Below are 26,672 nucleotides of genomic sequence, written 5' to 3'. Positions count from 1 at the left end.
TTTATGAAGCGCAATTTTTTCCGTGTTCTTCTCGGCGCATGTAGTTTTTTCCCGTTCGTCGTCTCTGCTCAATCTCAAATAACGAATCTTAACGGCCAGCTAAATATTCCAACCTCATCGGTGCCCTTTCTTAATTTCACTCCGGATGCCCGTTCTGGTGCGCTGGGTGATGCTGGTGTAGCCCTTGGTGATGTAGATGCCAATGCTATGTTCTGGAATCCGTCGAAGTTGGTTTTTGCTAAACAGGACAAAGGAGCTTCGCTTTCTTATACGCCCTGGCTACGCAACTTAATTGGCGATATGTATTATACCTATCTGAGTGGCTACTCAAAAGTGGGTAAAAACTCGGCAATAGGTGGCTCGTTAATGTATTTTGACTTGGGAACTGTCGATTTTACAACGGCAACAGGTGTCGCAGCGGGTACATTCAATTCGCGCGAGTACGCCGTCACGGCTAGCTTTGCCCAGCGCCTTTCAGAAAATTTCTCGCTTGCTGTCGATCTTAAATACCTTAGCTCTAACCTGGCAGCAGGTAGCAGCAATCCAGCGCTGAAACCAGGGTCAACGGCCGCAGCCGATATTAGTGCCTATTATCAGAATGAAGCGCGCGATAACGCAACCGGTAAAGGAATTGGCTGGGCTTTTGGTGGGATGATCTCTAACCTGGGTGGCCGTATCAATTACGGCGGCACCCAAAGCTACTTTATTCCAACTAATCTGCGTTTAGGAACCCGACTCACCATCTTCGCCGATCAGTACAACAAATTCAACTTTGTACTGGATGCAAATAAATTGATGGTGCCAACGCCTAATTTCCAAACGGTCAATGGCGTAATAACCAACGTAAATGCGAATAAAAATTACTTTAGTTCGGTATTTGGTTCGTTCGCCGATGCGCCCGGTGGTTTTAGCGAAGAGCTGAAAGAAGTTACACTCTCGACCGGTGTTGAATATTGGTACAACGACCAATTTGCCGCACGGGTAGGTTATTTTAACGAGTCGAATGCAAAAGGTGGCCGTAAATACATAACAACCGGCATCGGCTTGAAACTACAGCAGCGTTTTGGTGTAGACTTCTCTTATCTGCTTCCTGTGAAACAAGGTAGCCCATTGTCTGAAACGTTCCGGATTTCGTTACTGCTGAGCCTCAACAAAGGTAGCCGCATTGGTGGCGATGATGAAGCTTATTCTGACGACTCTAACTAACTAAAAGAGCGAAAGGAAGAAAGAGTGAACGAGTGAAAACCTTACGGTTGAATTCACTCGTTTGCTCTTTCTTCCTTTCGCTCTTTTCGACTTATGACTCTCGATAGAACACAACCGCCTGCTTTTCAGGCCATTCAGCAAATACAATTACCTGCCGTTCAGTCGCACCAGCTGGACAACGGCATTCCTTTGCATCTTATCTCTGTTGCCCACCAGCCGGTTTTGCGTCTGGAGTGTGTGTTTAATGCCGGAACCTGGTATGAACAGATGCCAGGAAGTGCTTTTTTTACGATGAAGATGCTGTCGGAGGGAACGCCTTCGCGCTCGTCAGCGCAAATCAATGAATACATTGACCGGTATGGCGCGTTTCTGGAGCTGAACTCGGGTCCCGATCGGGCCAGCGTGGTGATTTACTGCCTGACAAAGTTTCTGCCGGATTTACTGCCGCTGCTGCGCGAGATGCTGACTGAACCAGCTTTTCCACAGAAAGAGCTGGACGACCTGCGTAACATTACGCTTCAGAACCTGCGCGTCAACTACGAGAAAAACGCCTACCTCGCGGGGGTGCTTTTTCGGGAAACGCTCTTTGGGGCTGATCATCCATACGGGCGTAGTCAGCGGCCGGAGGCTGTTGAAAAACTTACCCGACAAGGTGTTGTCGACTTTTTTGAACGGGTTGTTCGTCATCGTCCGTTTCAGATCGTGCTGGCCGGACAGGCGACGGAAAACGAGGTTGTCGCTATTAACCGTGAATTAGGGCAGTTGACTATCCGAACGGATACACTGGAATCCGTTGTTGGACCCATACAGGCCGATAATCAGTTGACTGTACTGGCCGAAAAACCCGACAGTATTCAGTCGTCCATACGAATTGGCCGCCGACTATTTACCCGGTCTCACCCGGACTTCTTTAAAATGCTCGTTACCAATGAAATTTTGGGCGGTTATTTTGGATCGAGGCTCATGAAAAATATTCGGGAGGAGAAGGGATTTACCTATGGTATCTCGTCGAATATGCCCTCGTTCCGACGGGATGGTTACTTTTTGATTGGTACCGATGTTAATAAAGAAAATACGCAGCAAACACTGGACGAGATCCGAAAGGAGATTCATCTCCTGCAAACGGAGCCCGTCCTGCCCGATGAATTAGAAACTGTTCAGAACTACATGGCTGGCGAGTTTGTCGGTTCGCTGAACACACCCTTCGAAATTGCGGATCGCTACAAGGTGATCTTGCTGGACGATATGCCCGCCGATTTTTTAACAACCTATATTCAAAAAGTGCGGGCCGTATCGCCGACGGATATTATGGAAATGGCTACCTGCTACTTAGCGTCTGATAGCCTGCGCGAGGTGGTTGTCGGTGGAAAATAGAGTTTTATAAACTAATTTTCTGAAATTTATTTACTAGTACAGTTGTTTTGTAGGTTAAAAAGGTTGACCGTCTAGTAACAATATCTTAATTTTGATCCCACATTCCGGTATCAGGAGCGTCAAATCAGTCAATTTTTTTATCCAGCAATAACTTATTTTATCTGTTGATGAATATCCTTCTCATTAGCATTACAGTGGTCGTGGCCTATTTGCTGGGCTCAATACCTACGGCTGTTTGGTACGGACAGGGCTTTTTCGGTCTTGACATTCGTAAATTCGGCAGTGGTAATGCTGGCGCTACCAATACCTTCAGAGTATTGGGCAAGCGAGCTGGTACTATTGTGATGCTTGTGGATGTTTTGAAAGGATATACAGCCGCCATCCTGTCCTCTTTGCTTTGGTATGCTGATGTCATTACGGACAAAGAAATTCTGACATTCAAAATAGTTTTTGGTCTTGTAGCCGTAATAGGTCATTTATACCCCGTTTTCGCTGATTTTAAAGGCGGTAAAGGAGTGGCTACCTTGCTGGGAATGGTGCTGGCAACGCACCCCGAAATGGCGGTTGTCTGCATCGGTATCTTTTTGCTGGTGGTTATCGCATCCCAGTATGTATCATTAGGCTCCATACTGGCGGCACTGGCTTTTCCCGTTCTGTTACTGCTCCGTATTTTTGGGCAAAAAGAAAGTCCTTTACTCATTGTTTTCGGGTTTGTTGTTTTTTTGTTGGTGGTGCTTACCCACCAAAAAAACATTGGCCGGTTGCTGCGTGGTCAGGAGACGCGAACAGTCCTGATTCGTCTGCGCAAAAAGCGATAGACACCAAAACGATTTTCCTACGATAACAACGCCCCGACGTTGCGCGAAAAGTGCGTAACTTCGGGGCGAACTTTTAACAATGGATGATATACAATGCGTGATGGACTTGTTTCCATACATCGTATAGCCTATATCATACAGTTTGATACGCATGACGACTTACCTTGAAGCCAACAAACAGCGGTTTTTAGACGAATTGCTGGAATTACTCCGCATTCCGTCGGTCTCGGCCGATTCTAATTTCAAAGGCGATGTTCGCCGGGCGGCTGAATTTGTTAAGGAAAAACTACAGGCAGCCGGTTTAGATAACGCTCAACTCTTTGAAACGCCGGGCCATCCAATCGTTTATGCCGAGAAGTTAATCGATCCAGCCAAGCCTACGGTACTGGTATATGGGCACTACGATGTTCAACCCGCCGATCCTTACGAGCTCTGGCACACGCCCCCGTTTGAGCCGACAATCCGGAACGAACGGATTTATGCCCGCGGAGCCTGCGATGACAAGGGCCAGTTTTATATGCACGTGAAGGCCATTGAAGCGATGGTTGCAACGGATGGGCTGCCGTGCAATGTGAAAGTGATGATTGAAGGCGAAGAAGAAGTGGGTTCCGACCACCTGGGTATTTTCGTCGCTGAACATCGGGATATGCTGAAAGCGGATGTTATTCTCGTGTCGGATACCAGCATTATATCGAACGATACCCCTTCGATCGAAATCGGACTGCGTGGACTTTCTTACGTAGAAGTACACGTAACGGGTGCCGATCGTGATTTGCATTCGGGGGTATATGGTGGTGGAGTCGCCAACCCAATCAATGTATTGTGCGACATGATTGCGTCTCTTCACGATGAAAACGGCAAAATAACGATTCCCGGATTTTATGATAACGTGGCCGATTTGAGCGACGCTGAACGGGCCGAACTGGCAAAAGCACCCTTTGACTTAAGCGAATATAAGCGAGATCTGGGCATCGACGAGGTGATGGGGGAGGCTGGTTATTCAACCAATGAGCGCACCTCTATTCGGCCAACGCTCGACGTGAATGGGATCTGGGGCGGCTACACCGGAGAAGGCGCCAAAACAGTATTGCCATCCAAAGCATCGGCGAAAATCAGCATGCGGCTGGTGCCTAACCAAACGCCCGACGAGATTACGGAGCTGTTTACCAAACACTTTATGGCCATTGCACCGGCTGGCGTTACCGTTACGGTTGCTCCACACCATGGTGGCATGCCCTATGTTACGCCCGTCGATTCCATCGAGTTTGAGGCAGCCAGCAAAGCCTTCGAAGATGCCTGGGGGAAAAAACCAATTCCGACAAGGGGCGGTGGAAGTATTCCGATTATGGCTCTGTTTGAGCAGGAACTTGGTGTCAAATCCATCCTGATGGGCTTTGGTCTGGACAGTGATGCGCTACACTCACCTAATGAAAGCTACGGGCTATTTAATTTTTACAAGGGCATCGAAACCATTCCTTATTTCTATAAACATTACGCTGAGCTTAAACAGTAATCTTGCTCCTTAGCTGGCTTACGCATTAACCCCGATTTTTCCTTTATGAAACAAACGCTGTCGGTTTTTTTACTGAGTATCTTATTAGGAGCAGGAGCTCTGGCGCAAACGCCTACTACGCCACCTGCCCGCGTTCTAACACCTGCTGAACAGCGGCAAAAAGAAAAAATAGATCGGGAAGTTCAGCGCGAACGCCAGATTCGGGCCGAGTGGTTGCAAAAACAACGCGAATACGAAGCAAAACAGGCTGAGAAAGAACGGCAACGGGCTGCCAAAAAAGCGGGTAAACCTATAGCTCCACCAACGCCCGTTGCTGCCCCCGCATCAACTAATAATCAGCCATCGACAAGTACCCCCGCACCATCCGTTGCTGAGCCCACTCGCAAGGAGAAGCGCGAACAGCGCAAAAAAGAAGCAGCTTCTGCACCGGCAACTACCCCCGCGCCCGTTGCTGAACCGGACACTCCGCCAGCCCCTGCAGCCGAAGCGCCCGCTGCAGCTCCGCGTCCGGAACGGGTTAAGCGGGAAAGAAAGCCCAAATCAGTTAGCGCAGAGCCTGTTACTGCGGAAGGTAATCGCGAAGCAAGCGTTGTTCGGCCAGGAAAAGAATTTTTACCCAAGGGCCATTTATTTGACCCGATCCTGCTGGACCCACTCGAAGCGCAAACCTACGGGAGCATTCTTCCCGGCTACTGGACAGAGGGTAAAAAGTATAAAGGAAGCATCGTGCCGTTTGCTTTTGGCTTTGCCAAGCCGTTTTACCGTCACTCAACCGATGCAACCCACGCAGAAGAATGGGTGCTTGATCTGGCGTCCTTCACGCAGTTCGAGGCTTATCATGACGATGTGCAGGATAAAGCACGTCGGCAAATCATGAATACGGATTATAAAATCAGCATCATCTATAATGTTCGGCGGGGTGATAACAATTACCGGTTTCGGGTCTATCATATATCCTCTCACCTGGGCGATGACTACATTTACCGGAATAAATTAACCGCTCCTTCGCCTAATTCGGTCAACTATGAACAATTGGATGCTACCTACAGCCGCGTAGTGGATAACTGGCGTTTGTATGGTGGGCTGGGCATCGTATTGCGAAAAGCGGAAGAACGCAAACTGATGAGCGCTCAGTTAGGCGCCTTCTATAAAAAACCTTCGGCTAGCGCAGCCCGCCTGGTAGGTGGTGTCGATATCAAGTTCTGGCAACAGACGGATTTTCGGCCCGGTATTCATGGAGGCATTGGTGTCGAATTGGGCCGTACCCAGAACAACCTGACGTTTCTGCTGGAAGGATACTCCGGTTTCCGGCCTTACAGCCAGTATGAACAACAACAAACGTCGTGGATAGGCGTTGGGCTCTACCTGAATCCGTTTTGATGAGGAAAGACGTACCATACAGGAGCTGTGATCTAGTCAACTGGCCCAAAGCATACGTCCTATAGTAAACATACATACATGAATTTATCTGCATTAACGGCGATCTCGCCCGTCGACGGTCGCTATCGGTCACAAGTTGACGCCCTGGCTCCTTATTTTTCGGAATTGGGCTTGATTCATTACCGCGTTCGCATTGAGATCGAGTATTTCATCGCGCTTTGCGAGTGGCAGGTCCCGCAATTGTCCGGCGTTGATCGGGCGCAGTTTCCTGTGCTGCGGTCGCTTTACGAAAAGTTTACGGAAGCCGATGCGTTACGCATAAAGGAAATCGAGAAAACAACGAACCATGACGTTAAGGCCGTTGAATACTTTATAAAAGAGAAGCTGGAAGGCTCGCCTGTAGAGCCGTTTCTGGAGTTCGTCCACTTCGGGCTAACCTCACAGGATATTAATAATACGGCCATTCCATTGCTCCTGCGCGACGCCCTCGATATGGAGATCGTTCCGCTTTATCGGGATGTGTTCATGCGATTGCAGGTACTGGCCGAACAATGGAAAGATGTGGCTATGCTGGCCCGCACCCATGGCCAGCCCGCATCACCGACCCGATTGGGTAAAGAACTTCTGGTGTTTGTGGAGCGGATTGAAAAGCAACTCCAACTTTTGTCGACCATACCGACAGCTGCCAAATTTGGGGGCGCAACGGGCAATTTCAATGCTCATACGGTGGCCTACCCGAACGACGACTGGAAAAAATTCGGGGATACGTTCGTCGAAAGCCTGGGCATGGTCCGGAGTCAGTTTACGACTCAGATTGAGCATTACGATATGCTGGCCGCTACGCTCGATGCCTTCAAGCGATTAAACACCATCCTGATCGACCTTGACCGCGATGTGTGGACGTATGTGTCCATGAACTACTTCAAGCAAAAACTGAAAGAAGGAGAGGTTGGCTCATCGGCGATGCCGCATAAGGTCAATCCCATTGATTTTGAGAACTCAGAGGGCAACCTGGGCATTGCCAATGCCTTGTTCGAGCATTTGTCTGGCAAACTGCCAATTTCCCGGCTGCAGCGTGATCTGACCGATTCTACGGTACTGCGAAGTATAGGCGTTCCCTTTGCTCATTCGGTTATTGCCCTGAAATCCTTGTTGAAAGGGCTTAGTAAACTGGAGCTGAACCCAACCGCCATTGCGGCCGACCTGGACGAAAACTGGGCCGTCGTTGCGGAGGGCATCCAGACCATTCTTCGCCGTGAGGGCTATCCCAAACCCTACGAAGCGTTAAAAGCCCTGACTCGTACGAATCAGAAAATTACGGCACAAACAATCCGTCAGTTTATTGATGAACTGGACGTATCGGATGCCGTAAAAACTGAATTGCGCGCTATAACGCCGTTTTCGTATACGGGCCTATAGTTGTATTGGGGTTCCGGCAAGCGTTACGAATCTATCCGTTTTGACTTCGAATACCTATTTCCCGCATAAACTCATCTTTATAATTACTACCAATCGGTAGTTCGATTGTATCGATAAAAACTCGATTGCCTTCTATATGGGTGATCCTGGATTTGTTGACGATAAACGAGCGATGAATGCGAATAAAGATTTTTTGGGGAAGTAGCTCGGTGAAGGCAGAAAATGCCATGCCAGGCATAATTAGGCTTTGCACGGTAACGATTTTTGTGTAATTGCCATTGGCTTCGGCATAAAGTAGATCGTCGTGCAGAATTTTATATATTTTCCCGTCAAACTTGATAAAAAGATAATCGTCTTTTTTCGCGGGTGCTGTTGCCGCTAAGCCTTCCGGAGCTAGTTTTTCGACCGCTTTATCGACAGCAATAATAAAGCGGTCTAATGAGAAGGGTTTGAGCAGGTAATCGCAAGCCGATAAATCGAACGCATCGACAGCATGTTCTTTGTAGGCTGTGGTAAAAATCACCTGCGGCTTATTCTTCAACGTTTTTAGAAAAGCGATTCCATCCAGCACCGGCATATTGATATCCAGGAATAAGATATCGACTGTCTGTGTTTGCATCACCGCTTTGGCTTCCAGCGAATTGCCACACATAGCAACCACGTGCAGATTGGGTAAATGACTGCAGTAGGTTTTAACGATCTCGCGGGCAATTGGCTCATCGTCAACAATCAGGCAGTTATAGGTAGCCATGTTCCTTCATTTTTAGCTGCAAGTTCACCGTATAAAACTCGCTATCGCTTTGATACTCTAGTATGTGTTCGTTTGGATACAGCAAGGTTAATCGTTTCGTTACATTAGCCAATCCCAACCCATTGCTTTTGTCGGCATTACCAATAGTGGCTTTGCTGTATGAGTTTTTTACAGAAAAAAGAATCATTTTCCCCCAGGTCTTCAGGGTGACTTCGATGAATATTTTTTCGCTTGCTGTATTCTTTGAATGTTTGAACGCATTTTCTATGAAAACGATCAATAACATAGGTGCAATCTTGATATCCGTACGCGTTACGTTTTCGATATCAGTCGTTAGTTCAAGCCGGTTGCCAATGCGTATTTTTTCAAAGTCGATGTAATTCGTAATGTAAGCTAATTCATCGGCCAGGGGCACAAACGTTTCTTTAACATCGTAAACGGAATAACGAAGCAGGTCAGATAGCTTTAATAACAAAGGCGGAATTTTTTCGTGCTGCGTTAGCGACAGCCCGTATAAGTTATTGAGGGTATTAAATAAAAAATGTGGACTCAACTGCGACTGTAAAAGTTGTAACTCACTTTGGCTTGTCGCGGCTGATGCCTGCGCTTCCTGCAATTGATTTTTCGTAACTACCCGGATTAGTTTAATGAGTATGCCCAGCGCAAGACTTATGATGGCAAAGGGAATCCAAAACAACAAAAGGTTAATGGCTGCTCTGCCCTGGAGCGGAAAATCAGCATGGAAAAATAACCAGCAGATATTCGCTATAATTAAAACAAACAATCCGCCAAGAAGCACATTCGATACAGGTTTTATTTTTGCCGACCAGATCTGCGCTATATACCGCCCCGCAAAAACGCCTGCAATAAAACAGCCCGTTGCGGCCGTTGCAACGGCTTCGTCTTCGTGTACATCGATGGATCGTACATACGTTTCGATGGCCAGGTATATAGGCACCGAAACGATAAGAGATAGACCTGCATAAAGACTTCTCCCAAAAAAATTATTGACCCAATTGTCTGTTATATGACTCATGTTGTACCAGTTTTCCTGCTTACTGGGCTGTAAAATTGGGGACATACGGCAAAGCGAAGAAATTATACTGACGAACGCCCCCAAACGGATGACAGAAGCCTCAAGGTTGTGTTTAAACCGGTTCAACAGCCCAAAACAGTTTTCTGTCAGGCATTAGCCAAGGTACAACACAATGATTGCTGGCTGTATTTCTAGCAATCAATATTTGCTGAGGATTTTTTAACCAAATACCCCAGCAACGAATGAAACGGATACTCTACACGAACCTCCTCTGGTTACTCATGCCTGGAGCCTTTGCCCAACCTGTGCTTAAAACGATTTCCGGGTCCGTAAAAGACAGCAGGAATGACGCTATTCCAGGAGCAACAGTCCGTTTATTAACGGCGGTCGACTCCATCCTGGTGAAAGGTGAAGTTACGAATGCCGATGGAAAGTTTCAGCTAAGCAGCCTGGTTAACGGTACCTACATACTAGCTATTACGGCAATTAGCCAAAAGCGTTTCACCAGCGTTCCCCTTACCATCGACGACGCCCATACAACCATTGTCTTGCCCGTATTTGTCCTGATGCCTGCTAGAGATATAGCCTTAAAAGAGGTAACCGTAACGGCAAAAAAGCCTTTGCTTGTCCAGGAAATCGACAAAACAGTCGTCAATGTGGAGGCTATGATTAGCAGTGCGACGAGTAATGCCCTGGAGGTACTTGAGAAAACGCCGGGTATAACCATCGCCAGCAATGGTGAAATTAGCCTGAATGGTCGAAGCGGTGTAACCGTGCTCATTGACGGTAGAAGCACCTATATGTCGGCGCAGGATTTGACGGCTTATCTAAAATCAGTGCCCGGCGGCCTTCTGGATAAACTGGAATTGATGGATAATCCATCCGCAAAATATGATGCTGCGGGAAATGCAATTATTAATATTCGTCTTAAAAAAAATAGAGTTGGTGGTTTAACCGGAAATGTGTCGATGGGTTACTCGCAAGGCAGATATGGCCGGAATAATGATGCGCTGAACCTGAACTATAAGTATAAAAAAATTAACCTGTTCACGAATTTGGGTTATACGGTTGAAAAAACATATAATCTGGATAACTATGATCGCCGGTTTTATTCACAAACCAATGAATTGACATCAACGGTCGAGTTGAAAAATAAGTTGATAAATAGAAGCCACGGGCAAAGTGTAAATCTGGGTTTAGATTATAGTGCATCAACCAACACAACAATTGGGTTTATTGTCAATATAAATGGCGGTAGTGGGAAAAGTAATTTTGATTACATAAGTAAAAATTTCGACACTACGTATCAGTTAGATTCTATTGGATCAGGACAAACAGTGAGTAATACATCACGGACAAACGTAGGCACTAACCTTAATTTTTCACATAAATTTGGTACGTCTGGACGGGAGATTTCAGCGGATGTTAATTACCTTACTTACCAGTCAGAAACAAACCAGTCGTTGCAAAATATTGTGTACCAGCCTAATGAGGCTTTGTTGGATCGGAACGATTTTTTGTATGCTATTCCATCACGTATAAAAATCTACACCGCCAAAGCGGATTATGTCCATCCATTTAAAAACAAAGCAAGGCTGGATGCCGGATGGAAATCGAGCGTTGTCGATAACGATTACATCGCAAGCTATTATGATGTGATCAATACGGTTAGCTCGATTGATAATGGGAAGTCGAACCATTTCAAATACCACGAAAACATTAACGCGGCTTATGTAAATAGTCAGAAAGAATGGAAACGATTTGGATTTCAATTGGGCTTACGTGTCGAAAATACGCAGGCCCGTGGTCAGCAATTAGGTAATGAAGTCGTACAACGGAGTGAATTTACCAAAAACTACACGGGTATTTTTCCAAGTGCTTTTATGAATTATAAACTGGATACACTCGGCAGAAATACGTTTAGTTTGATGGTGGTTCGACGGATCAATCGGCCAAATTATCAGCTACTTAATCCGTTTGTCTTCTTTAAAGATCAGTATTCTTATACGGCGGGAAATCCATTATTGAATCCACAGTATCAGAGCCGCTATGAGTTGAAATTTCAGCACAAACAATTCCTGAACATGGGCCTGAGCTACAACAAGTTCACAAACGTAATCTTTCAAACTACGCAGGCTGTCGACAATATTTTTATTAATAAACCTGAAAACGTAGCCAATGGCTACATGGCAATCTTGAATACCAGTTTATCTGTTTCGCCCAGAAAATGGTGGTCCATCAATTATACAGTCAGGCTCTCCCATATGGGACTTGAGGGGCAGGTATACACAGAAAAGCTGAGTTATAGCACCAATGTGGCCCGGTTTGACGCTAATAACTACTTCACAATTAATAAAAACTGGAACGCCGAGTTTGGCGGCTATTATGCAAGTAGCGATCTGAATGGACAAACGGTTACGAGCAGTATGTACCGGTTAAATGCGGCCGTACAGAAGAAAATATGGAACAACAAAGGCAGTATTCGCTTGAGCATTGACGACCTGTTTCATTCGTGGGTTTATCACAACAGGTCAATCAGTTTAAAGCAGGCCGAGTATTTTCAAACCAGCCAGTCCGATACCCAGCGCATTGGCTTTGCGTTCACGTATCGTTTTGGCAAAGACACATTTGCCCGCAAGCGCAGGCACACGAACAACGCTTCGGATGAGGAAACCGGTCGATTGTAATGGAATCTATTGACCCGCTACAGGGCGGGTTTATGGTTGTTTCACAATGAAAAACCGTCCTTATCGTCCTGCCATAATTGGTAGTTGGAGCAGAACGATAAGGGCGGCTTCTCTAAATAAGCTATCCCTTCGATAATTCCGTTGAACGGGTTTGGGCTGCTTTGATACCAGCAACGAGTGTATCGGCTAAACCACCGCTCTCAAATTCGCGCAGGGCGGCTTCAGTAGTGCCGCCTTTTGAGGCCACCGCTTTGATGAGTTCGTCCAGCGATTTATCGGCGGTATTGATCAGGTGATAAGCCCCGAGCATGGTCTGCTTGACGAGCAAGGCCGATACGGCATCATCGAAGCCCATTTGTTTGCCGGCATCGATCATGGCTTTCACGACATAATAAAAGTAAGCAGGACCACTGCCACTAAGCGCCGTTACGGCATCGAGCATCGATTCGTCTTCCAGGAAAATAGACCGGCCCGTGGCATTGATCAGGTTTTCAACCCGGCGCAGGCTGCTCGAATCCACTTCTTTGGCGGCAGTAAATCCGGTTATGCCCATGCCTAGCATAGCGGGTGTGTTGGGCATTGCCCGAATGACCAACGGATGCCCCAGCTTTTCCTGAATTTGTGCCATTGGAATGCCTGCCATAATGGACAGCACAATCTGAGAAGGTTGGATAACGGCTCGGAGGGCTTCGTGAACGCTGTTGAAATCCTGCGGTTTAACCGACAAAATGATTAGGTCCGTTTCGCCAATATGGGGGCCAATGGTGTCGACAACAACACCCGCTTTTTCATTTTTAAGTGCTTCTGAGCGATCGGCGCTTTTTTCGATCAGCAATAGGTTTTCCTTCTTTACAAGATCATATTGCAAAAACGACTTGGCGAATGCCATGCCCATATTCCCACAACCAACGATAGCAATTTTCATTTTTTCAATGAGTGAATTAGTGAATGAATCATGGTTGATGAAGTAGTCCGCTGGCCTGAGCCAAAAGAAAAAGGGTCAGGTTATACACCTGACCCCACAAAACTAATGACTTGCTGGTAACCTATTGGCCCCCTTTCAGAATTTCTTCTAATTTCTGTTCCAAAGCCTCGCCCCGCAGATTTTTGGCGATTATTTTGCCGTCTTTGTCGAGCAGGAACGTCGCTGGAATGGCCTGCACACCGTATTGCTGAGCAGCTGCCGATTGCCAGAATTTTAAATCCGAAACGTGGGTCCAGGTGAGGTTGTCATTCCGGATGGCTTTCGTCCAGTTGGCTTTGGCCTGGTCGAGCGAGACGCTGTAGATCGCGAAGCCCTTATCCTTGAACTTGTTATACATCCGAACGACATTGGGGTTTTCGGCCCGGCAGGGACCACACCAGGATGCCCAGAAGTCGATCAAAACATATTTTCCCCGCAACGATGACAGCGGAACGGGCGTGCCCGTGGTGTCGTTCAGTGCGATTTCGGGAGCGGGAGCCCCTACAGATACGCCTTTGATCCGAGCGACCCGCCCGATTAATGATTTGGCATGCGGGCTGTTTGGGTTCTCTTTCTCAAACCGTTGCGCCAGTGTGTCGTAGGTCGCAAAATCAGTATCGATATTAATGAAGTTCAGCGCAAACAGAGATACCAGGGAGGTTCCCATTTCGGGTAACATCGCTTTTACTTTGTTGACAACGTCCTGTTCGGCAACCTGATAGGCCTGCTCGATCTGCGTAATTCGCTTGTTATCTTTTTTCTCGGTTGCTGCGGCCACTTCTTTGTTCCAGTTCTTCACCTTCGCTTCCATTTCGGTGCGAAGAGCCGTTAGCTTTCCGTAGTAGTCCATGTTTTTGGAGCCTGTAACGGTTGCTTTGCCGATTTGACCAGTCTTAGCATCCATCACGAAGCCATCAGCCAGTACATTCAGCGTTTCGCCCCCTTCTACCAGGAGCGCCATTTTCTGGTTGCCGCCCACATTCAGCACAAATACTTCACCGCCGTCGGCTACCTTGCTATTCAGGGTAAACAGGTTACCCGCCGTCACTTTGGTCGAGTCAATTTTGTGAGTAGGCTGCGAGTTTGTCTCCAGATAAACGTAGCTCCCTGGCGTGGCTTTATTGATTTTGCCCGTTACCGTAAAGGGTTTGGTGGCCTGCGCGTGGGCCGCCAGGCTCAACGCGACCAAACTGGCTATACTAAAAAATAAGTTTTTCATGCTTTTTGTAAGGTCTTTGCTAATAACTCATTTACCAATTTGGGATCGGCCGAACCTTTCGATTTTTTCATTACTTCACCAACAAATAAACCCAGTAAGTTCTTTTTACCTTTTCGGTATTGATCCACCTTGTCGGGCCAGGCAGCCAGTACCTCTTCTACCAACGTTTGCAGAGCGTCTGTATTGCGATTCTGAACCAGGCCATTTGCTTTGGCAAGGTCGGCGGGCTTTGCATCAGGCTGCCCAGCCATTAGCGTAAAGACTTGCTGAGCAGCCGTTTGGCTAATGGTGCCGTTGTCGACCAGGGTAATCAAATCGGCTAGTTGCTCGGCTAAAACCGGAAACTGGCGGTCGCGCAGGCTTTTTTCATTCAGCTGCCCTTTCACTGGCCCCATAATCCAGTTCGACGCTGCTTTGTAGTTGGTCGTATGCACACAAACGGCTTCGTAATAATCAGCTAGTTCTTTGGCGTCGGTCAATAAAGCCGCATCATAGTCAGGAAGGCCATAAACGGTGGTGAACTTCTGATACAGGGCGGCTGGCAGCATGGGCATGCTGGCCTGAATAGCAGCCAGCCACGTGTCTGAAATGACGACGGGCGTCAGGTCTGGATCGGGAAAATAACGGTAATCGTTCATCGTTTCCTTTTCCCGCATCGCGTAGCTAAGCCCGGTAGCCGCGTCGAACGTACGTGTTTCCTGAACAATGCGCCCATTTGTCTCTGTCAGTTCAACCTGCCGCAAAAATTCACTGTCTACCGCCCGCATGACATTCCGAATCGAGTTCAGGTTTTTTACTTCAACCTTCGTGCCTAAATGCGTTGCGCCCTTTGGCCGAATGGACACATTTACGTCGCAACGCAATGATCCTTCTTCCATGTTGCCATCGCAAATGTCCAGATACCGAACCAATCGGCGAACTTCAGTCAGGTACTGACCTGCTTCGTCGGCGGTGCGAATGCAGGGATCGGTTACCATTTCGATGAGGGGCGTTCCGGCACGGTTGTAGTCCAGTTGTGTGGCCCAGTCGTCGCCATCGTGAATGGATTTTCCAGCGTCTTCTTCGAGGTGAATGTGATGAATCTGGATCGTTGTCTGATAGGGTTCGCCCGTGATCGGGTCTTTCACGTTGACCAGAATGCCCCCACCTATACAAATTGGCCCTTTATCCTGCGACAGTTGATAGCCTTTCGGCAGGTCGGGATAAAAATAGTTTTTACGGGCAAAGACATTATGACGCGTTATGGAACTCCCGCAGGCCAGACCCATCCGAATGGCATAATCAACGGCTTTGCGGTTTAGTTTGGGCAGTGTGCCGGGGTGCCCCAGCGTAATGACACTGATGTTGGTATTTGGTTCAGCACCGAAAGCATTGGCATCGGCGGCAAAAATTTTGCTTTGTGTGAGCAGCTGACAGTGTACTTCTAACCCAATAACGGCTTCGTATTGAGACAGAACCTCCGGCGAAATGAGCACTTGGTCCACCATTGACAAGAACTAAATAAGTTTAGACAAAGATAGGCAGAAATTAAACAGCCCCTTGCCGCCAATACGCTTTCGCCTGACGACCAGAACTACCAAACAATAAATAGATGAGCGGGCAAGTGTCTATTTAAATAAACCTGTAGTCTAAAATCTAGTTAACATCAACCCACCTGTCCAATGGCTACCCAAACTGTCGAATTAGTACGCGAGAAGAATATCGTTGTGGAGAAGAAGTACCACATGAGTTATGAGGAATTTGCGAATGAACATCTTTTTGCGAACTATCCGGTTGTGATTGGGGATGCCTGCGAAGCTTGGTCGGCAAAGAATAAATTTACACCTCAGTTCTTCAAAGAGCGCTACAGCGACCGGGAGGTGATCATCGCTGGCCAGCCTTATAATTTTGGCGACTACATCGACTGGATGTTAACGGGTACTGAGGAAAATCCGGCCCCATATCCGTGCACGTTACAGGTCGAGCGTGATTATCCTGAATTGTTGCCCGATGTATTGCCCCGGCTGAAATATGCCCAGCCCGATCGTATTCAGAGCAAATTGTTGCCGAATCGGTTGTTGTCGGGTGCGAACACGCTAGAGATTTTTTTCGGTAGCCCAGGTGCCCAGTTCCCTTACGTTCATTACGACTACATGAGCCTGCATGCGTATATCACGCAACTGTATGGGCATAAGGAATTTACGGTTATCCCGCCCGATCAAACGCCCTATGTATATCCCAAGCCGGATAATACTTGGGTTTCTGAAGTGGATGATATTCGAAATCCTGATCTGGAAAAATATCCATTGTTCGCCAAAGCGACGCCGGTCACGTTTGTGGTGGGCCCCGGCGAAACGCTGTTTATTCCCTGTGGCTGGTGGCATACGGCTCGTTCACTTACGCCAACTATATCTGTAGCGCTGGATTGCCTGAATGCATCCAACTGGAAAAACTTTATGCAGGAAGTTGACACCAACATGAGCCAGCGCCGACCTGCGTTAGCCAAAGCGGTTCAGACCTATCTGTCGGTACTGGGTAGTGTGTTGGGAACCTTCGAACGGTAATCAGGATACGTGGAGTTGGGAAGGCCACGTATTAGAGCACATTCAGCCGATATTTCAGATAAGTTTGGGCCAGTAGCGCAAATTTCTGTGGATTAGGTACTCTGACCCGTTCAGTCTGAATGCGCGTGGCGGATAACTGTTTAATCTTATTGAATAAGGTTTGATAGTAAATGTAAGCCAGATAAACGCCCATTCTGGCTCCACGCGGCAGGTTCATGATGCCAATATACGCTTCGTCGAAGTCGCGCTGAATGTCAGCTTCGATGAGTTGCTTAGCATCGCGCCCGAAATCGTTGAAATCGACACCGGGGAAGTAAGTACGGCCCCGATCGACAAAATCGCTTTTTAAATCGCGCAGGAAATTTACTTTTTGGAAGGCAGAGCCAAGCTTGCGGGCCGATGCCCGCAGGCGATCGAACTCCGCTAAATCACCCTCGCAGAAAACCCGTAAGCACATAAGGCCAACCACTTCCGCAGAGCCATATATATATTCGTTATAGCCATCAGCGTCATAGTCCTGGCAGTATAAATCCATTTCCATACTTTTTAAAAAAGCTTCGATCAGTTCGTGTTCGATCTTATACTGACCCACAACTAACTGGAAAGATTGCAACACAGGATTCAGACTAATACCTTCTTCGATGGCCTGGTAAGTATCGTGTTTAAAGCGCAGAAGCAACGTCTTTTTATCGTAGTCGTGGAAGGTGTCCACAATCTCATCAGCGTATCGAACAAATCCATAGATAGCATAAATCGGCAAGTGAAATTTACGGTCAAGCGTTTTAATGCCTAACGTAAATGACGTACTGTAATGCTCCGTAATTAGCTTACTGCATTCCAGTGCGGTTTTGTTGAACAATGCCATCATAAAAATTGAGCGTATGGTAGTTTTTGAGGTTAGGAATAAACAAGTGAAAACTAGTAAACGGCGTAAGTTACAAGAAGTCAGGTGAATTATATGGCTACTCCACTGCGCCGGACCTAGTGGCACATCGCCGGTATTAAGTAATCTCTTTGGCCACTTCATCGGCTACCACTAGCCCTGAGATGAGGGAAGGAGGCACACCTGGACCTGGTACGGTGAGTTGACCGGTGTAAAACAAGTTGTTAACCCGTTTGTTCTTCAGGGATGGCTTCAGTAATGCCGTTTGGCGTAAGGTGTTCGCGAGGCCATAGGCGTTTCCACGAAACGCATTATAATCCTGTTTAAAATCACGATGGGCATAACTACGCTTAAAGATGATATGGCTACGGATGTCTTCACCAACATACGCTTCGAGCCGATCCATGATCATGTCAAAATAATAGTCGCGGGTTGACTCATCATCCGTGAGGTCGGGTGCAACAGGGATCAGCAAAAACAAATTCTCGCACCCTTCCGGTGCAACGCCAGGGTCCGTTTTTGAGGGGGCCGACGCATAAAATAAGGGTTTGGATGGCCAGCGGGGCGTTTCGTAAATCTCCTGGGCGTGAAGTTTGAAGTCCTCATCGAAGAAGAGCGTATGGTGCTTCAGGTTTGGTACGCGTTTGTTGATGCCCAGATAGTACAACAGCGAGGAGGGAGCCATGACGCGCGTGTTCCAGTAAGCGTCATCGTAATTTCTATTTTCTGGCGTAACCAAACTTGTTTCTACATGATGATAATCGGCCCCGGCAACAACGGCATCTACCTCAAAAATACCATCAGCCGTCACCACACGCCGAGCTTTGTTTTTGAGTATATCAATTTTCTGAACCGTCTGATTCAGTAAAATCTTAACACCTTTTTCTTCAGCCAGGCTAACCATCGCTTTCACAATTTCGTGCATGCCACCCATCGGGTACCAGGTTCCCAATGCCATTTCGGCATAGTTCATCAGGCTGTACATCGCGGGCGTGTTGGCGGGTGTGGCACCCAGAAACAGAACCGGAAATTCAATGATTTCAAGTAAGCGCGGATTGGTAAAAAACTTACGCGCATGGCTGGCAAACGATTTGAATACATCCAGGCGGGTAACGTCATACAGTAGTTTGAGACTGATAAATTCGGAAACAGACCGGCTTGGCTTCCAGACGAATTTATTCATACCTACGTCATACTTGTAGGCAGCCTGCTTCAAAAATTCCCGTAGTTTGAGACCGCTTCCGGGTTCTATTTGTTCAAAGAGGGCTTCCAGCTTATCCAGCCCGGCAGGGAGATTCACCGCTTCGTCGGGCCCGAAAACGACAGTGTATGAAGGGTCAAGACGAACGAGGTTGTAATAATCAGCCGGTTTTTTACCAAAGCGGGCGAAATACGTTTCGAATACATCGGGCATCCAGTACCAGCTTGGCCCCATGTCGAAGGTGAAGCCATCTGCCTCAAAAACGCGGGCTCGGCCGCCAGGCATGTCATTTTTTTCAAGGATAGTAACGTCGTAGCCTTTATCGGCCAGGCTTGTGGCTGCCGCCAGCCCGGCAAACCCGGCTCCTATAACAAGAACTCGTTTGGGCATTGAGGGTGAAATGAGTAGGTAAGAGCTTAAAAAAGTGCTTGATGAAGAAATTTGTTTAGGCTAAACTATCTAAAATTTCTAATCAACGGGCTCTTATCTACACAATGACCATGTCAATTTCAAGGATGGGGAGGAGGAAACAGAGGAAACAGCAACTCGAATTGAGAAGATTTACTGATTCCAAACTTGTAGAATTAGTGGCACTTTTGCCTTCATTTAACGTGGGTAGCCTCTGTCAATCAGGAGGTTATAAAAAGAAAAAAGTTGGGTAGAAACTACCCAACTTTTCGAACCTTCCTCTTTTTTAACCAAAAACTACTCAATCAATAAACCTTAGACGACTTACTTTTAAAAAGTATCGCTTAGGCGTTAAAATATGCGTAAACTTTCAGTTGACCCTTCAGTTCCTTGCGGGCAATGTGAATCCGATTCTTCACGGTGCCAATAGGGATATTTAGTTTTGCTGCAATTTCGTGGTATTTAAAACCCCGGAAATGCATCATAAATGGAGTTTTATAGGTGTCGTCCAGACCATTCACCGCCCGGTTTATATCATCCTGTGCGAATGAAGAATAAGCGATATTATCAGTACTGCTCTCGATAGAATTGATGTAATGCAAATTGTCAGTTGTGTCAATGAAGGTATTTTTCCGCACCATGCGTTGGTAGTTGGTGATGAACGTATTCTTCATGATTGTATATAACCAGGCTTTCAAATTAGTCCCATCCGTGTATTTATCACGATTAGTAAATGCCTTCAATAATGTATCTTGTAATAAGTCGTTTGCATCTTCAACATCTTTTGTCAAACGTAGGGCAAACGGACGCAACGATTTAGACACTTTGCCAATATGGTTAGTAAATTCGAGAGCGGTCATGGCTGTTTAAGTTTTTCTGTTGAATCTATTGAATCAAATACACATAACCATTAGACAAAAACGAAACCAGTCTTTTTTCTTTAAAGGTCAATCAGTTGAGCAATTGGTGTAAGTGTCTGTAAATCAAAAACTTGTTAATGATTAAAATTGTGCCAGTACACCTACGAATAATCCTCACTTATTGTGGAGTGTGGAATATTTCCCCCATTGTGGGGAATCCACACTGTGGATTTTGTTTAACGTTTACGTTCTGGCATTAAACAGAAATCGGCAGAGATGCAGGCTCTGCCGATTTCTGTTCAGGATCATCCGGATTCTGCAGCCAGCAATACCTATATAAATCGGTAAACGGTTAAACAAGACCCTCTCTAAGCAAATCATGCAAGTGTATGAAACCCAGCACTTGATCTGCTTCAGACACCACAAGTTGCGAAACGTCACGTTCCTGCATCAATTGTAAAGCCGCTGCGGCATATTCATCAGGATTTACGCAAACAGGCGTTGGCGTCATTACATCCTGCGCGCAAAGCTCCCAGAAAGAAGCGTGATCATAGGCCATCCGGCGAATATCGCCATCGGTAACAATGCCTCTTAACTTGCCATTTTCATCGACTACGGCCGTGGCACCCAGCCGATTCGCTGAAATCGTAAAGATGACGTCTCTTACCGGCGTTGTGAGCACAACTTGTGGACATTGATTGTGTGGAAAAATATCCGCGACCCGTAAATATAATCGTTTGCCAAGCGACCCACCCGGATGATAGCGGGCAAAATCCTGACGCGTAAAACCACGAACTTCCAGTAAACTAACGGCTAGTGCATCGCCAATGGCCAGAGCCACTGTTGTACTGGTAGTGGGAGCCAAATTAAGTGGATCGGCCTCGATTTCGGCATAGGCATGCAACACATGATCGGCCTGCTGGGCCAGATACGAATCGCGGGAACTCACAAGGGCAATTAAGCGAACACCAGTTCGCTTTAACAAAGGGACGAGCACTTTTATTTCGGCGGTATTACCGCTTTTCGAAATCAGCATAACCACGTCATTTACCTGAATCATACCCAAGTCGCCGTGGATAGCATCGGCCGCGTGCATAAACAGGGACGGTGTTCCCGTTGAGTTCATGGTAGCCACGATTTTCTGACCGATGAGTGCGCTTTTCCCCACCCCCGTTATAACCAGCCTGCCCGAACTACTTAGTATGGTTTCAACGGCAGCATCGAATTGATCATCGAGTAAATCAACGGCATTTCGAATTGCTTCGGCTTCGGCCAACAAAACCGAACGGGCGATAGTCTTAGGATTTTTTATTACTTTCAACGTCAGGTTTGATAATCTGGAAGTGATTGGTACGTATATTCGCTAACTTTATATAGCAAAGATACGGCAAGCATATTGAGTAAAGTAACTTTTGTACGATTTGTAGAATGATGCAGGTTGATCAGTCGGTCCATTCAACTCTTAAAGAGCGGCTAAAAGAAATTTTTGGGTATAGCCAGTTTCGGGGCGAACAGGAAGCCATTATTTATAGCATCCTGGCAGGGCGAAATACCTTCGTTATTATGCCCACCGGAGCCGGGAAATCGTTGTGCTATCAGCTCCCTGCTATTGTGAGTGAAGGCACCGCCGTTGTTATTTCGCCCCTGATTGCCCTGATGAAGAATCAGGTCGATCAGCTAAACGCGTTCGGTATTAACGCGCAATTCCTTAACTCGACGCTCTCCAAGGCGGAGATGAACAAGGTTAAAAAGGACACGCTCAATAGTTCACTCAAGCTGTTATATATCGCTCCTGAGTCGTTGACTAAAGAAGAGAATTTGGATTTTTTGAAGAAAGCCAATATCTCATTCGTGGCCATCGACGAGGCACACTGTATTTCAGAATGGGGACATGATTTCAGACCTGAGTACCGTAAAATTCGCGGCATCGTTGATAATATTGGCAACTTGCCGGTCATAGCCCTAACCGCGACCGCTACGCCAAAAGTGCAGCAGGATATTCAGAAAAACCTGCAGATGGAAGATGCTAACTTATACAAGACATCCTTCAATCGAAAAAACCTATATTACGAAATCAGGCCGAAGGTCGATGCTAAAAAGCAACTCATTAAATACATCAAACAAAACAAAGGGAAGTCAGGCATCATCTATTGCCTCAGTCGGAAGACGGTTGAAGAGATTGCCGAACTTCTGCGCGTGAATGATGTAAAAGCATTGCCTTATCATGCCGGTTTGGATCCCCAAACGCGGATGAATAACCAGGATGCGTTCCTGAACGAAGACGCCGACGTCATTTGTGCAACCATTGCGTTTGGTATGGGTATCGACAAGCCCGATGTACGGTTTGTTATTCACTACGATGCACCCAAGTCGCTCGAAGGGTATTATCAGGAAACGGGCCGGGCCGGGCGCGACGGACTGGAAGGTAATTGCCTGATGTTTTACAGCTACGACGATATTGTCAAGCTCGAAAAATTCAATAAAGACAAACCCGTTACCGAACGCGATAATGCCAAACATTTACTCTCAGAAATGGTCTCCTACGCAAACCTCGGCGTTTGTCGCCGTCGGCAGTTGCTTGGCTATTTTGGCGAGTATATGGAAAAGGACTGCGGTTTCTGTGACAACTGTCTGAAATCGCCGGAGAAATTCAAGGCCCAGCACGAAGTAGTTCTGGCACTCCAAACGGTTCTGCAAACGGATCAGCGTTTCGATGTGGCCCACTTAGCCGATGTATTGACGGCTACGGGAAATCAATACGTAACGAGTTATGAGCACGACCGTCTGGCCGTTTATGGCAAGGGGCTGGAGTTTAATGACGACTGCAATTTCTGGTGCTCGCTGATTAAACAGATTACGATTTACGGCTATCTCGAAAAGGATGTCGATAATTATGGTATTCTGAGACTGTCCCAGCGCGGCCTGAATTATATTGAAGATCCTTACCCAATCACATTGACGAAGGATCACGATTATGAGCAGCAGGGTACGGATATAAAAGAAGACGAAGATAAAGACTCGTCGCCAGCATCGGGGGGCGTTGCCTACGATGAAGAACTGCTCGGGTTGCTGAAAGCCCTCAGGAAACGAATTGCCAAAGAAAAAAACCTTCCGCCTTATGTTATTTTCCAGGAAACATCCATGGAAGAGATGGCGACAACCTACCCGACCACGCGCGAAGAAATGGCGCAGATCAATGGAGTCGGGATGGGTAAGGTTCAGAAATTTGGACGGCAGTTCATCGACCTTATTACGAAATACGTTGAAGACAACGAAATAGAAACGGCAAAAGATGTCGTCATCAAGTCGACCGTTAATAAATCGAAAGTCAAGATTTTTATTATCCAGCAGATCGACCGGAAGGTAGACCTCGATGAAATTGCCGAATCGAAGTCGCTAACCATGGAAGACTTGATGGAAGAGATTGAACACATCTGTTACTCGGGTACACGACTAAACCTCGATTACTACATAAATCAGGTAATGGATGAAGACCGGCAGGACGAAATTTTCGAGTATTTCATGCGGGCCGAAAGCGATAACATCGCCGTAGCGTTACGTGAATTTGGGGGCGACGATTTCACCGAACAAGACCTGCGCCTGATGCGCATAAAATTCCTGTCGGAAGTAGCTAACTAAATGATGAATGATGAATGATACCTGATGAGCTATCCTATGCTGGCCTTCATTTATCGTTCATCATTTATCATTCATCATTATTTATGAATATACTAATACTAGGGTCGGGTGGGCGCGAACATGCCTTTGCCTGGAAATTAACGCAAAGCCCATTATGTGATACCGTATTTGTTGCACCGGGTAATGCCGGAACTGCACAGGTAGCCACCAACTTGCCCATTAGTTATAATGACTTTCCGGCTATCGCTGACGCTGTCCGGGATAAAAAAATTGATTTGGTTATCGTTGGCCCAGAGGAGCCATTGGTAAAAGGAATTGTTGATTACCTGCATAAACAAGATGGCTTGTCTGACCTGCGCATTGTTGGCCCCGATGCGAATGGGGCGCAGCTAGAAGGTAGTAAGGACTTTTCCAAGCAGTTCATGCTTCGGTATGGTATTCCGACGGCAGCGTCGCAAACGTTTACGGCGGATACTCTTCAGGAAGGACTCAATTACCTGGAGAGCCACGCCTTACCGATTGTTATTAAAGCCGATGGGTTGGCGGCCGGCAAGGGCGTAATTATTGCTGAAACCCTGGCGGAGGCTCAAACAGCTCTTCGGGACATGCTCGATGGGCAGAAGTTTGGCGAAGCGGGCAGCAAAGTGGTGGTGGAACAATTCTTGCGGGGAATTGAACTGTCGGTTTTTGTGCTGGCTGATGGAACGGGGTATAAAATTTTGCCCGAGGCAAAAGATTACAAGCGCATTGGGGATGGCGATACCGGACCAAATACGGGTGGTATGGGGGCTGTTTCGCCAGTCGTATTTGCCAACAAGTCGTTTTTGCAGAAAGTTGAAGATAAAGTTGTCAAGCCTACGCTGGCGGGTTTACAACAGGAGGGAATTGTTTATAAAGGGTTCATTTTCATAGGATTGATGAAAGTGAACAGTGAGCCTTACGTAATTGAATACAACGCTCGGATGGGCGATCCGGAAACCGAAGTCGTATTGCCCCGCATTCAGAGCGATTTCGCTGAACTGATGATGGCGGCCGCGGAGGGAACCCTGGATCAGGTGGCTATTCAGGTGTCTTCCCAAACGGCGGTAACAACGATGCTGGTATCGGGCGGATATCCCGCCGAGTATGAAACGGGTAAACTGATTTCGGAACTGGAGCGTTTAGACGATATAATGGCGTTCCATGCCGGAACGCTGCAAAAAGACGGTCACGTGTTGACCAATGGCGGACGGGTACTGGCTATTACGGCACAGGCCAACTCGCTTGAAAACGCTGTTCGGAAGTCGCAGGAAGCGGCCCGGATGGTACAATTTGACGGGAAACAGTACCGAAAAGACATTGGGCTCGACCTGATTCGGTACTCCGATTAACGAAGTTAGAGCGTTACAGCGTTGTAAAGTTGTCGAGTTATCCAGTTGGGTAAAGCTTTACAACGGTATGACGTTACGACTTCATAACTATATATATATGTCCTGCAAATCTTGTGCAACCGGTGGGTGTGGAACCCAGCGTGGGGCATCCGACGGCGAGAAAACAGCCACTACCGGATGCGGTAGCGGAGGGTGTAGCAGTGGAGGCTGCAACAAATTGAATTCTTTCGACTGGCTAAGTGACATTGCGATGCCAGGTCTGCGATATGACGTGGTTGAAGTGAAATTTAAAGGTGGACGCAAAGAATATTATCGAAACGTTCATCAGCTGGATCTCACAACGGGCGATTACGTAGTCGTTGAAATGCAATCGGGTTTTCATATCGGCGCCGTATCGCTGCAAGGCGAGTTAGTACGGCTCCAGGTGAAAAAGCGGGCTGTCAAAATCAACGACGATACTAAGGTCATTCATCGAATTGCGACGCCGAAAGATATGGAACGCCACGAACAGGCTGTTCTGCGCGATCTCCCTGCGCTGTATCGCTCCCGCGAAATTTCACGTGAGCTAAAGCTCAATATGAAGCTGTCCGATGTCGAATTTCAATCGGACAACACCAAAGCAACATTTTACTACTCGTCTGAAGAGCGGGTTGATTTTCGGGAGCTGATCAAAATGCTGGCCAGTGAATTTAAAGCCCGAATCGAAATGCGGCAGATCAGCCTTCGTCAGGAAGCTGGCCGGCTGGGCGGTATTGGTTCCTGTGGCCGCGAACTGTGCTGTTCGACCTGGCTGACCGACTTTAAAAACATTGCCACATCGGCGGCCCGGTACCAGAACCTGTCGCTGAACCCAGCTAAGCTGTCGGGGCAATGTGGGCGGCTAAAATGCTGTCTGAACTACGAATTAGATACCTACATGGATGCGTTGCGGGATATTCCAACGATTGAGAAACCGCTGGAAACGCAGAAAGGACGGGCTTATTTACAAAAGACCGATATCTTTCGTAAACTCATGTGGTTTGGCTACGGAGCCGAGAGTACCTGGTATCCGTTACCGATCAACCGTGTCCTGGAAATTGTTGAGTTGAACAAAAATGGGATTATCCCCGAATCGTTCGATGTGCTGACACCCATTGGTGCCAAAGAGCCTGTTACAGCAGCGGCTCTGAACAGTGACCTGCAAAAACTTGATGCCAAATACACCGCTCGGACGGGTGCTAACAAAAAGAAGAAAAAGAAATCACGCGGTCCGGAGGGTAGTTCTCCCCGACCTGCGCCGAATGGTAAAGCATAAAGAAAAACCCTGGTCTGGTCAGATCAGGGTTTTTTGTTGATAGGTTATTCGTGTTGACACATGATGTGTGTGCCGTCGGTTACTCAAAACCGAAGCCATGAAACGAG

At 47.1% G+C, this 26,672-nt stretch carries 20 protein-coding genes; 11 read left to right on the top strand and 9 right to left on the bottom strand.

Features of this window, described 5'->3' with window-relative positions; translation table 11 throughout:
• Positions 1–3 precede the first annotated feature (3 nt).
• From porV to purB, 6 genes are all read left to right on the top strand, one after another.
• A complete protein-coding gene (gene porV, locus ACYVAM_RS23395) occupies positions 4–1,206 on the top strand; it encodes a type IX secretion system outer membrane channel protein PorV (protein WP_461071579.1) in 1,203 nt (400 codons plus the stop codon).
• Positions 1,207–1,299: 93 nt separating this feature from the next.
• Positions 1,300–2,580, top strand: coding sequence for a M16 family metallopeptidase (locus ACYVAM_RS23390; protein WP_461071577.1), 1,281 nt, complete (start codon positions 1,300–1,302; stop codon positions 2,578–2,580).
• A 167-nt stretch (positions 2,581–2,747) separates the two neighbouring features.
• A complete protein-coding gene (gene plsY, locus ACYVAM_RS23385) occupies positions 2,748–3,398 on the top strand; it encodes a glycerol-3-phosphate 1-O-acyltransferase PlsY (RefSeq protein WP_461071575.1) in 651 nt (216 codons plus the stop codon).
• A gap of 151 nt (positions 3,399–3,549) precedes the next feature.
• Positions 3,550–4,911: a dipeptidase gene (locus ACYVAM_RS23380; RefSeq protein WP_461071573.1), complete on the top strand. Its 1,362-nt coding sequence runs from the start codon at positions 3,550–3,552 to the stop codon at positions 4,909–4,911.
• 45 nt (positions 4,912–4,956) lie between these two features.
• Positions 4,957–6,291, top strand: coding sequence for a DUF1207 domain-containing protein (locus tag ACYVAM_RS23375; RefSeq protein WP_461071571.1), 1,335 nt, complete (start codon positions 4,957–4,959; stop codon positions 6,289–6,291).
• Between the two features lie 78 nt (positions 6,292–6,369).
• Positions 6,370–7,710, top strand: a complete 1,341-nt coding sequence (gene purB, locus ACYVAM_RS23370) for an adenylosuccinate lyase (protein WP_461071569.1) — start codon at positions 6,370–6,372, stop codon at positions 7,708–7,710.
• A gap of 31 nt (positions 7,711–7,741) precedes the next feature.
• Here purB and ACYVAM_RS23365 read toward each other — a convergent pair whose 3' ends face one another.
• Positions 7,742–8,461, bottom strand: a complete 720-nt coding sequence (locus ACYVAM_RS23365) for a LytR/AlgR family response regulator transcription factor (protein ID WP_461071567.1) — start codon at positions 8,459–8,461, stop codon at positions 7,742–7,744.
• Complete coding sequence (locus tag ACYVAM_RS23360; RefSeq protein ID WP_461071565.1) at positions 8,448–9,542, bottom strand: sensor histidine kinase; 1,095 nt, start codon at positions 9,540–9,542, stop codon at positions 8,448–8,450. The genes ACYVAM_RS23365 and ACYVAM_RS23360 overlap by 14 nt, the downstream gene beginning before the upstream one ends.
• Positions 9,543–9,739: 197 nt before the next feature.
• On the opposite strand from ACYVAM_RS23360, the gene ACYVAM_RS23355 reads away from it, so the two are divergent.
• A complete protein-coding gene (locus tag ACYVAM_RS23355) occupies positions 9,740–12,184 on the top strand; it encodes an outer membrane beta-barrel protein (RefSeq protein WP_461071563.1) in 2,445 nt (814 codons plus the stop codon).
• 121 nt (positions 12,185–12,305) lie between these two features.
• Here ACYVAM_RS23355 and proC read toward each other — a convergent pair whose 3' ends face one another.
• The 3 genes from proC to gatB form a co-directional block, all read right to left on the bottom strand.
• On the bottom strand, positions 12,306–13,109 hold the full coding sequence (gene proC / locus ACYVAM_RS23350) for a pyrroline-5-carboxylate reductase (protein WP_461071561.1): 804 nt from the start codon (positions 13,107–13,109) through the stop codon (positions 12,306–12,308).
• A 121-nt stretch (positions 13,110–13,230) separates the two neighbouring features.
• Entirely contained in the window at positions 13,231–14,367 is a 1,137-nt protein-coding gene (locus ACYVAM_RS23345) for a redoxin domain-containing protein (protein WP_461071559.1), read from the bottom strand.
• Complete coding sequence (gatB, locus tag ACYVAM_RS23340; RefSeq protein ID WP_461071557.1) at positions 14,364–15,854, bottom strand: Asp-tRNA(Asn)/Glu-tRNA(Gln) amidotransferase subunit GatB; 1,491 nt, start codon at positions 15,852–15,854, stop codon at positions 14,364–14,366. The genes ACYVAM_RS23345 and gatB overlap by 4 nt, the downstream gene beginning before the upstream one ends.
• A gap of 174 nt (positions 15,855–16,028) precedes the next feature.
• Between gatB and ACYVAM_RS23335 the strand changes: the two genes are divergently transcribed.
• Positions 16,029–16,910, top strand: a complete 882-nt coding sequence (locus ACYVAM_RS23335) for a cupin-like domain-containing protein (RefSeq protein WP_461071555.1) — start codon at positions 16,029–16,031, stop codon at positions 16,908–16,910.
• Between the two features lie 31 nt (positions 16,911–16,941).
• Here ACYVAM_RS23335 and ACYVAM_RS23330 read toward each other — a convergent pair whose 3' ends face one another.
• The 4 genes from ACYVAM_RS23330 to ACYVAM_RS23315 form a co-directional block, all read right to left on the bottom strand.
• Entirely contained in the window at positions 16,942–17,778 is an 837-nt protein-coding gene (locus ACYVAM_RS23330) for a phytoene/squalene synthase family protein (protein ID WP_461071553.1), read from the bottom strand.
• Between the two features lie 133 nt (positions 17,779–17,911).
• Positions 17,912–19,384 (bottom strand): phytoene desaturase family protein, encoded by a 1,473-nt coding sequence (locus tag ACYVAM_RS23325; protein ID WP_461071551.1) that lies wholly within the window; start codon positions 19,382–19,384, stop codon positions 17,912–17,914.
• Between the two features lie 362 nt (positions 19,385–19,746).
• Positions 19,747–20,262: an RNA polymerase sigma factor gene (locus tag ACYVAM_RS23320; protein WP_046577103.1), complete on the bottom strand. Its 516-nt coding sequence runs from the start codon at positions 20,260–20,262 to the stop codon at positions 19,747–19,749.
• A 352-nt stretch (positions 20,263–20,614) separates the two neighbouring features.
• A complete protein-coding gene (locus ACYVAM_RS23315; protein WP_461071549.1) occupies positions 20,615–21,583 on the bottom strand; it encodes a KpsF/GutQ family sugar-phosphate isomerase in 969 nt (322 codons plus the stop codon).
• A 107-nt stretch (positions 21,584–21,690) separates the two neighbouring features.
• On the opposite strand from ACYVAM_RS23315, the gene recQ reads away from it, so the two are divergent.
• The 3 genes from recQ (at position 21,691) to ACYVAM_RS23300 (ending at position 26,565) form a co-directional block, all read left to right on the top strand.
• Positions 21,691–23,901 (top strand): DNA helicase RecQ, encoded by a 2,211-nt coding sequence (gene recQ, locus ACYVAM_RS23310; RefSeq protein ID WP_461071547.1) that lies wholly within the window; start codon positions 21,691–21,693, stop codon positions 23,899–23,901.
• Positions 23,902–23,984: 83 nt separating this feature from the next.
• Positions 23,985–25,271 carry a phosphoribosylamine--glycine ligase gene (gene purD / locus ACYVAM_RS23305; protein WP_461071545.1) on the top strand — a complete coding sequence of 429 codons (1,287 nt, stop codon included), beginning with the start codon at positions 23,985–23,987 and terminating at the stop codon, positions 25,269–25,271.
• 97 nt (positions 25,272–25,368) lie between these two features.
• The gene (locus ACYVAM_RS23300) at positions 25,369–26,565 is read left to right on the top strand and encodes a PSP1 domain-containing protein (RefSeq protein ID WP_461071543.1); all 1,197 of its coding nucleotides are present in this window, start codon (positions 25,369–25,371) and stop codon (positions 26,563–26,565) included.
• The last annotated feature ends 107 nt before the right edge of the window (positions 26,566–26,672 follow it).

The organism is Spirosoma horti, assembly GCF_054776595.1.
The sequence above is the reverse complement of the archived record's forward strand: the minus strand, read 5'-3'. Positions and strand labels throughout refer to the sequence as shown.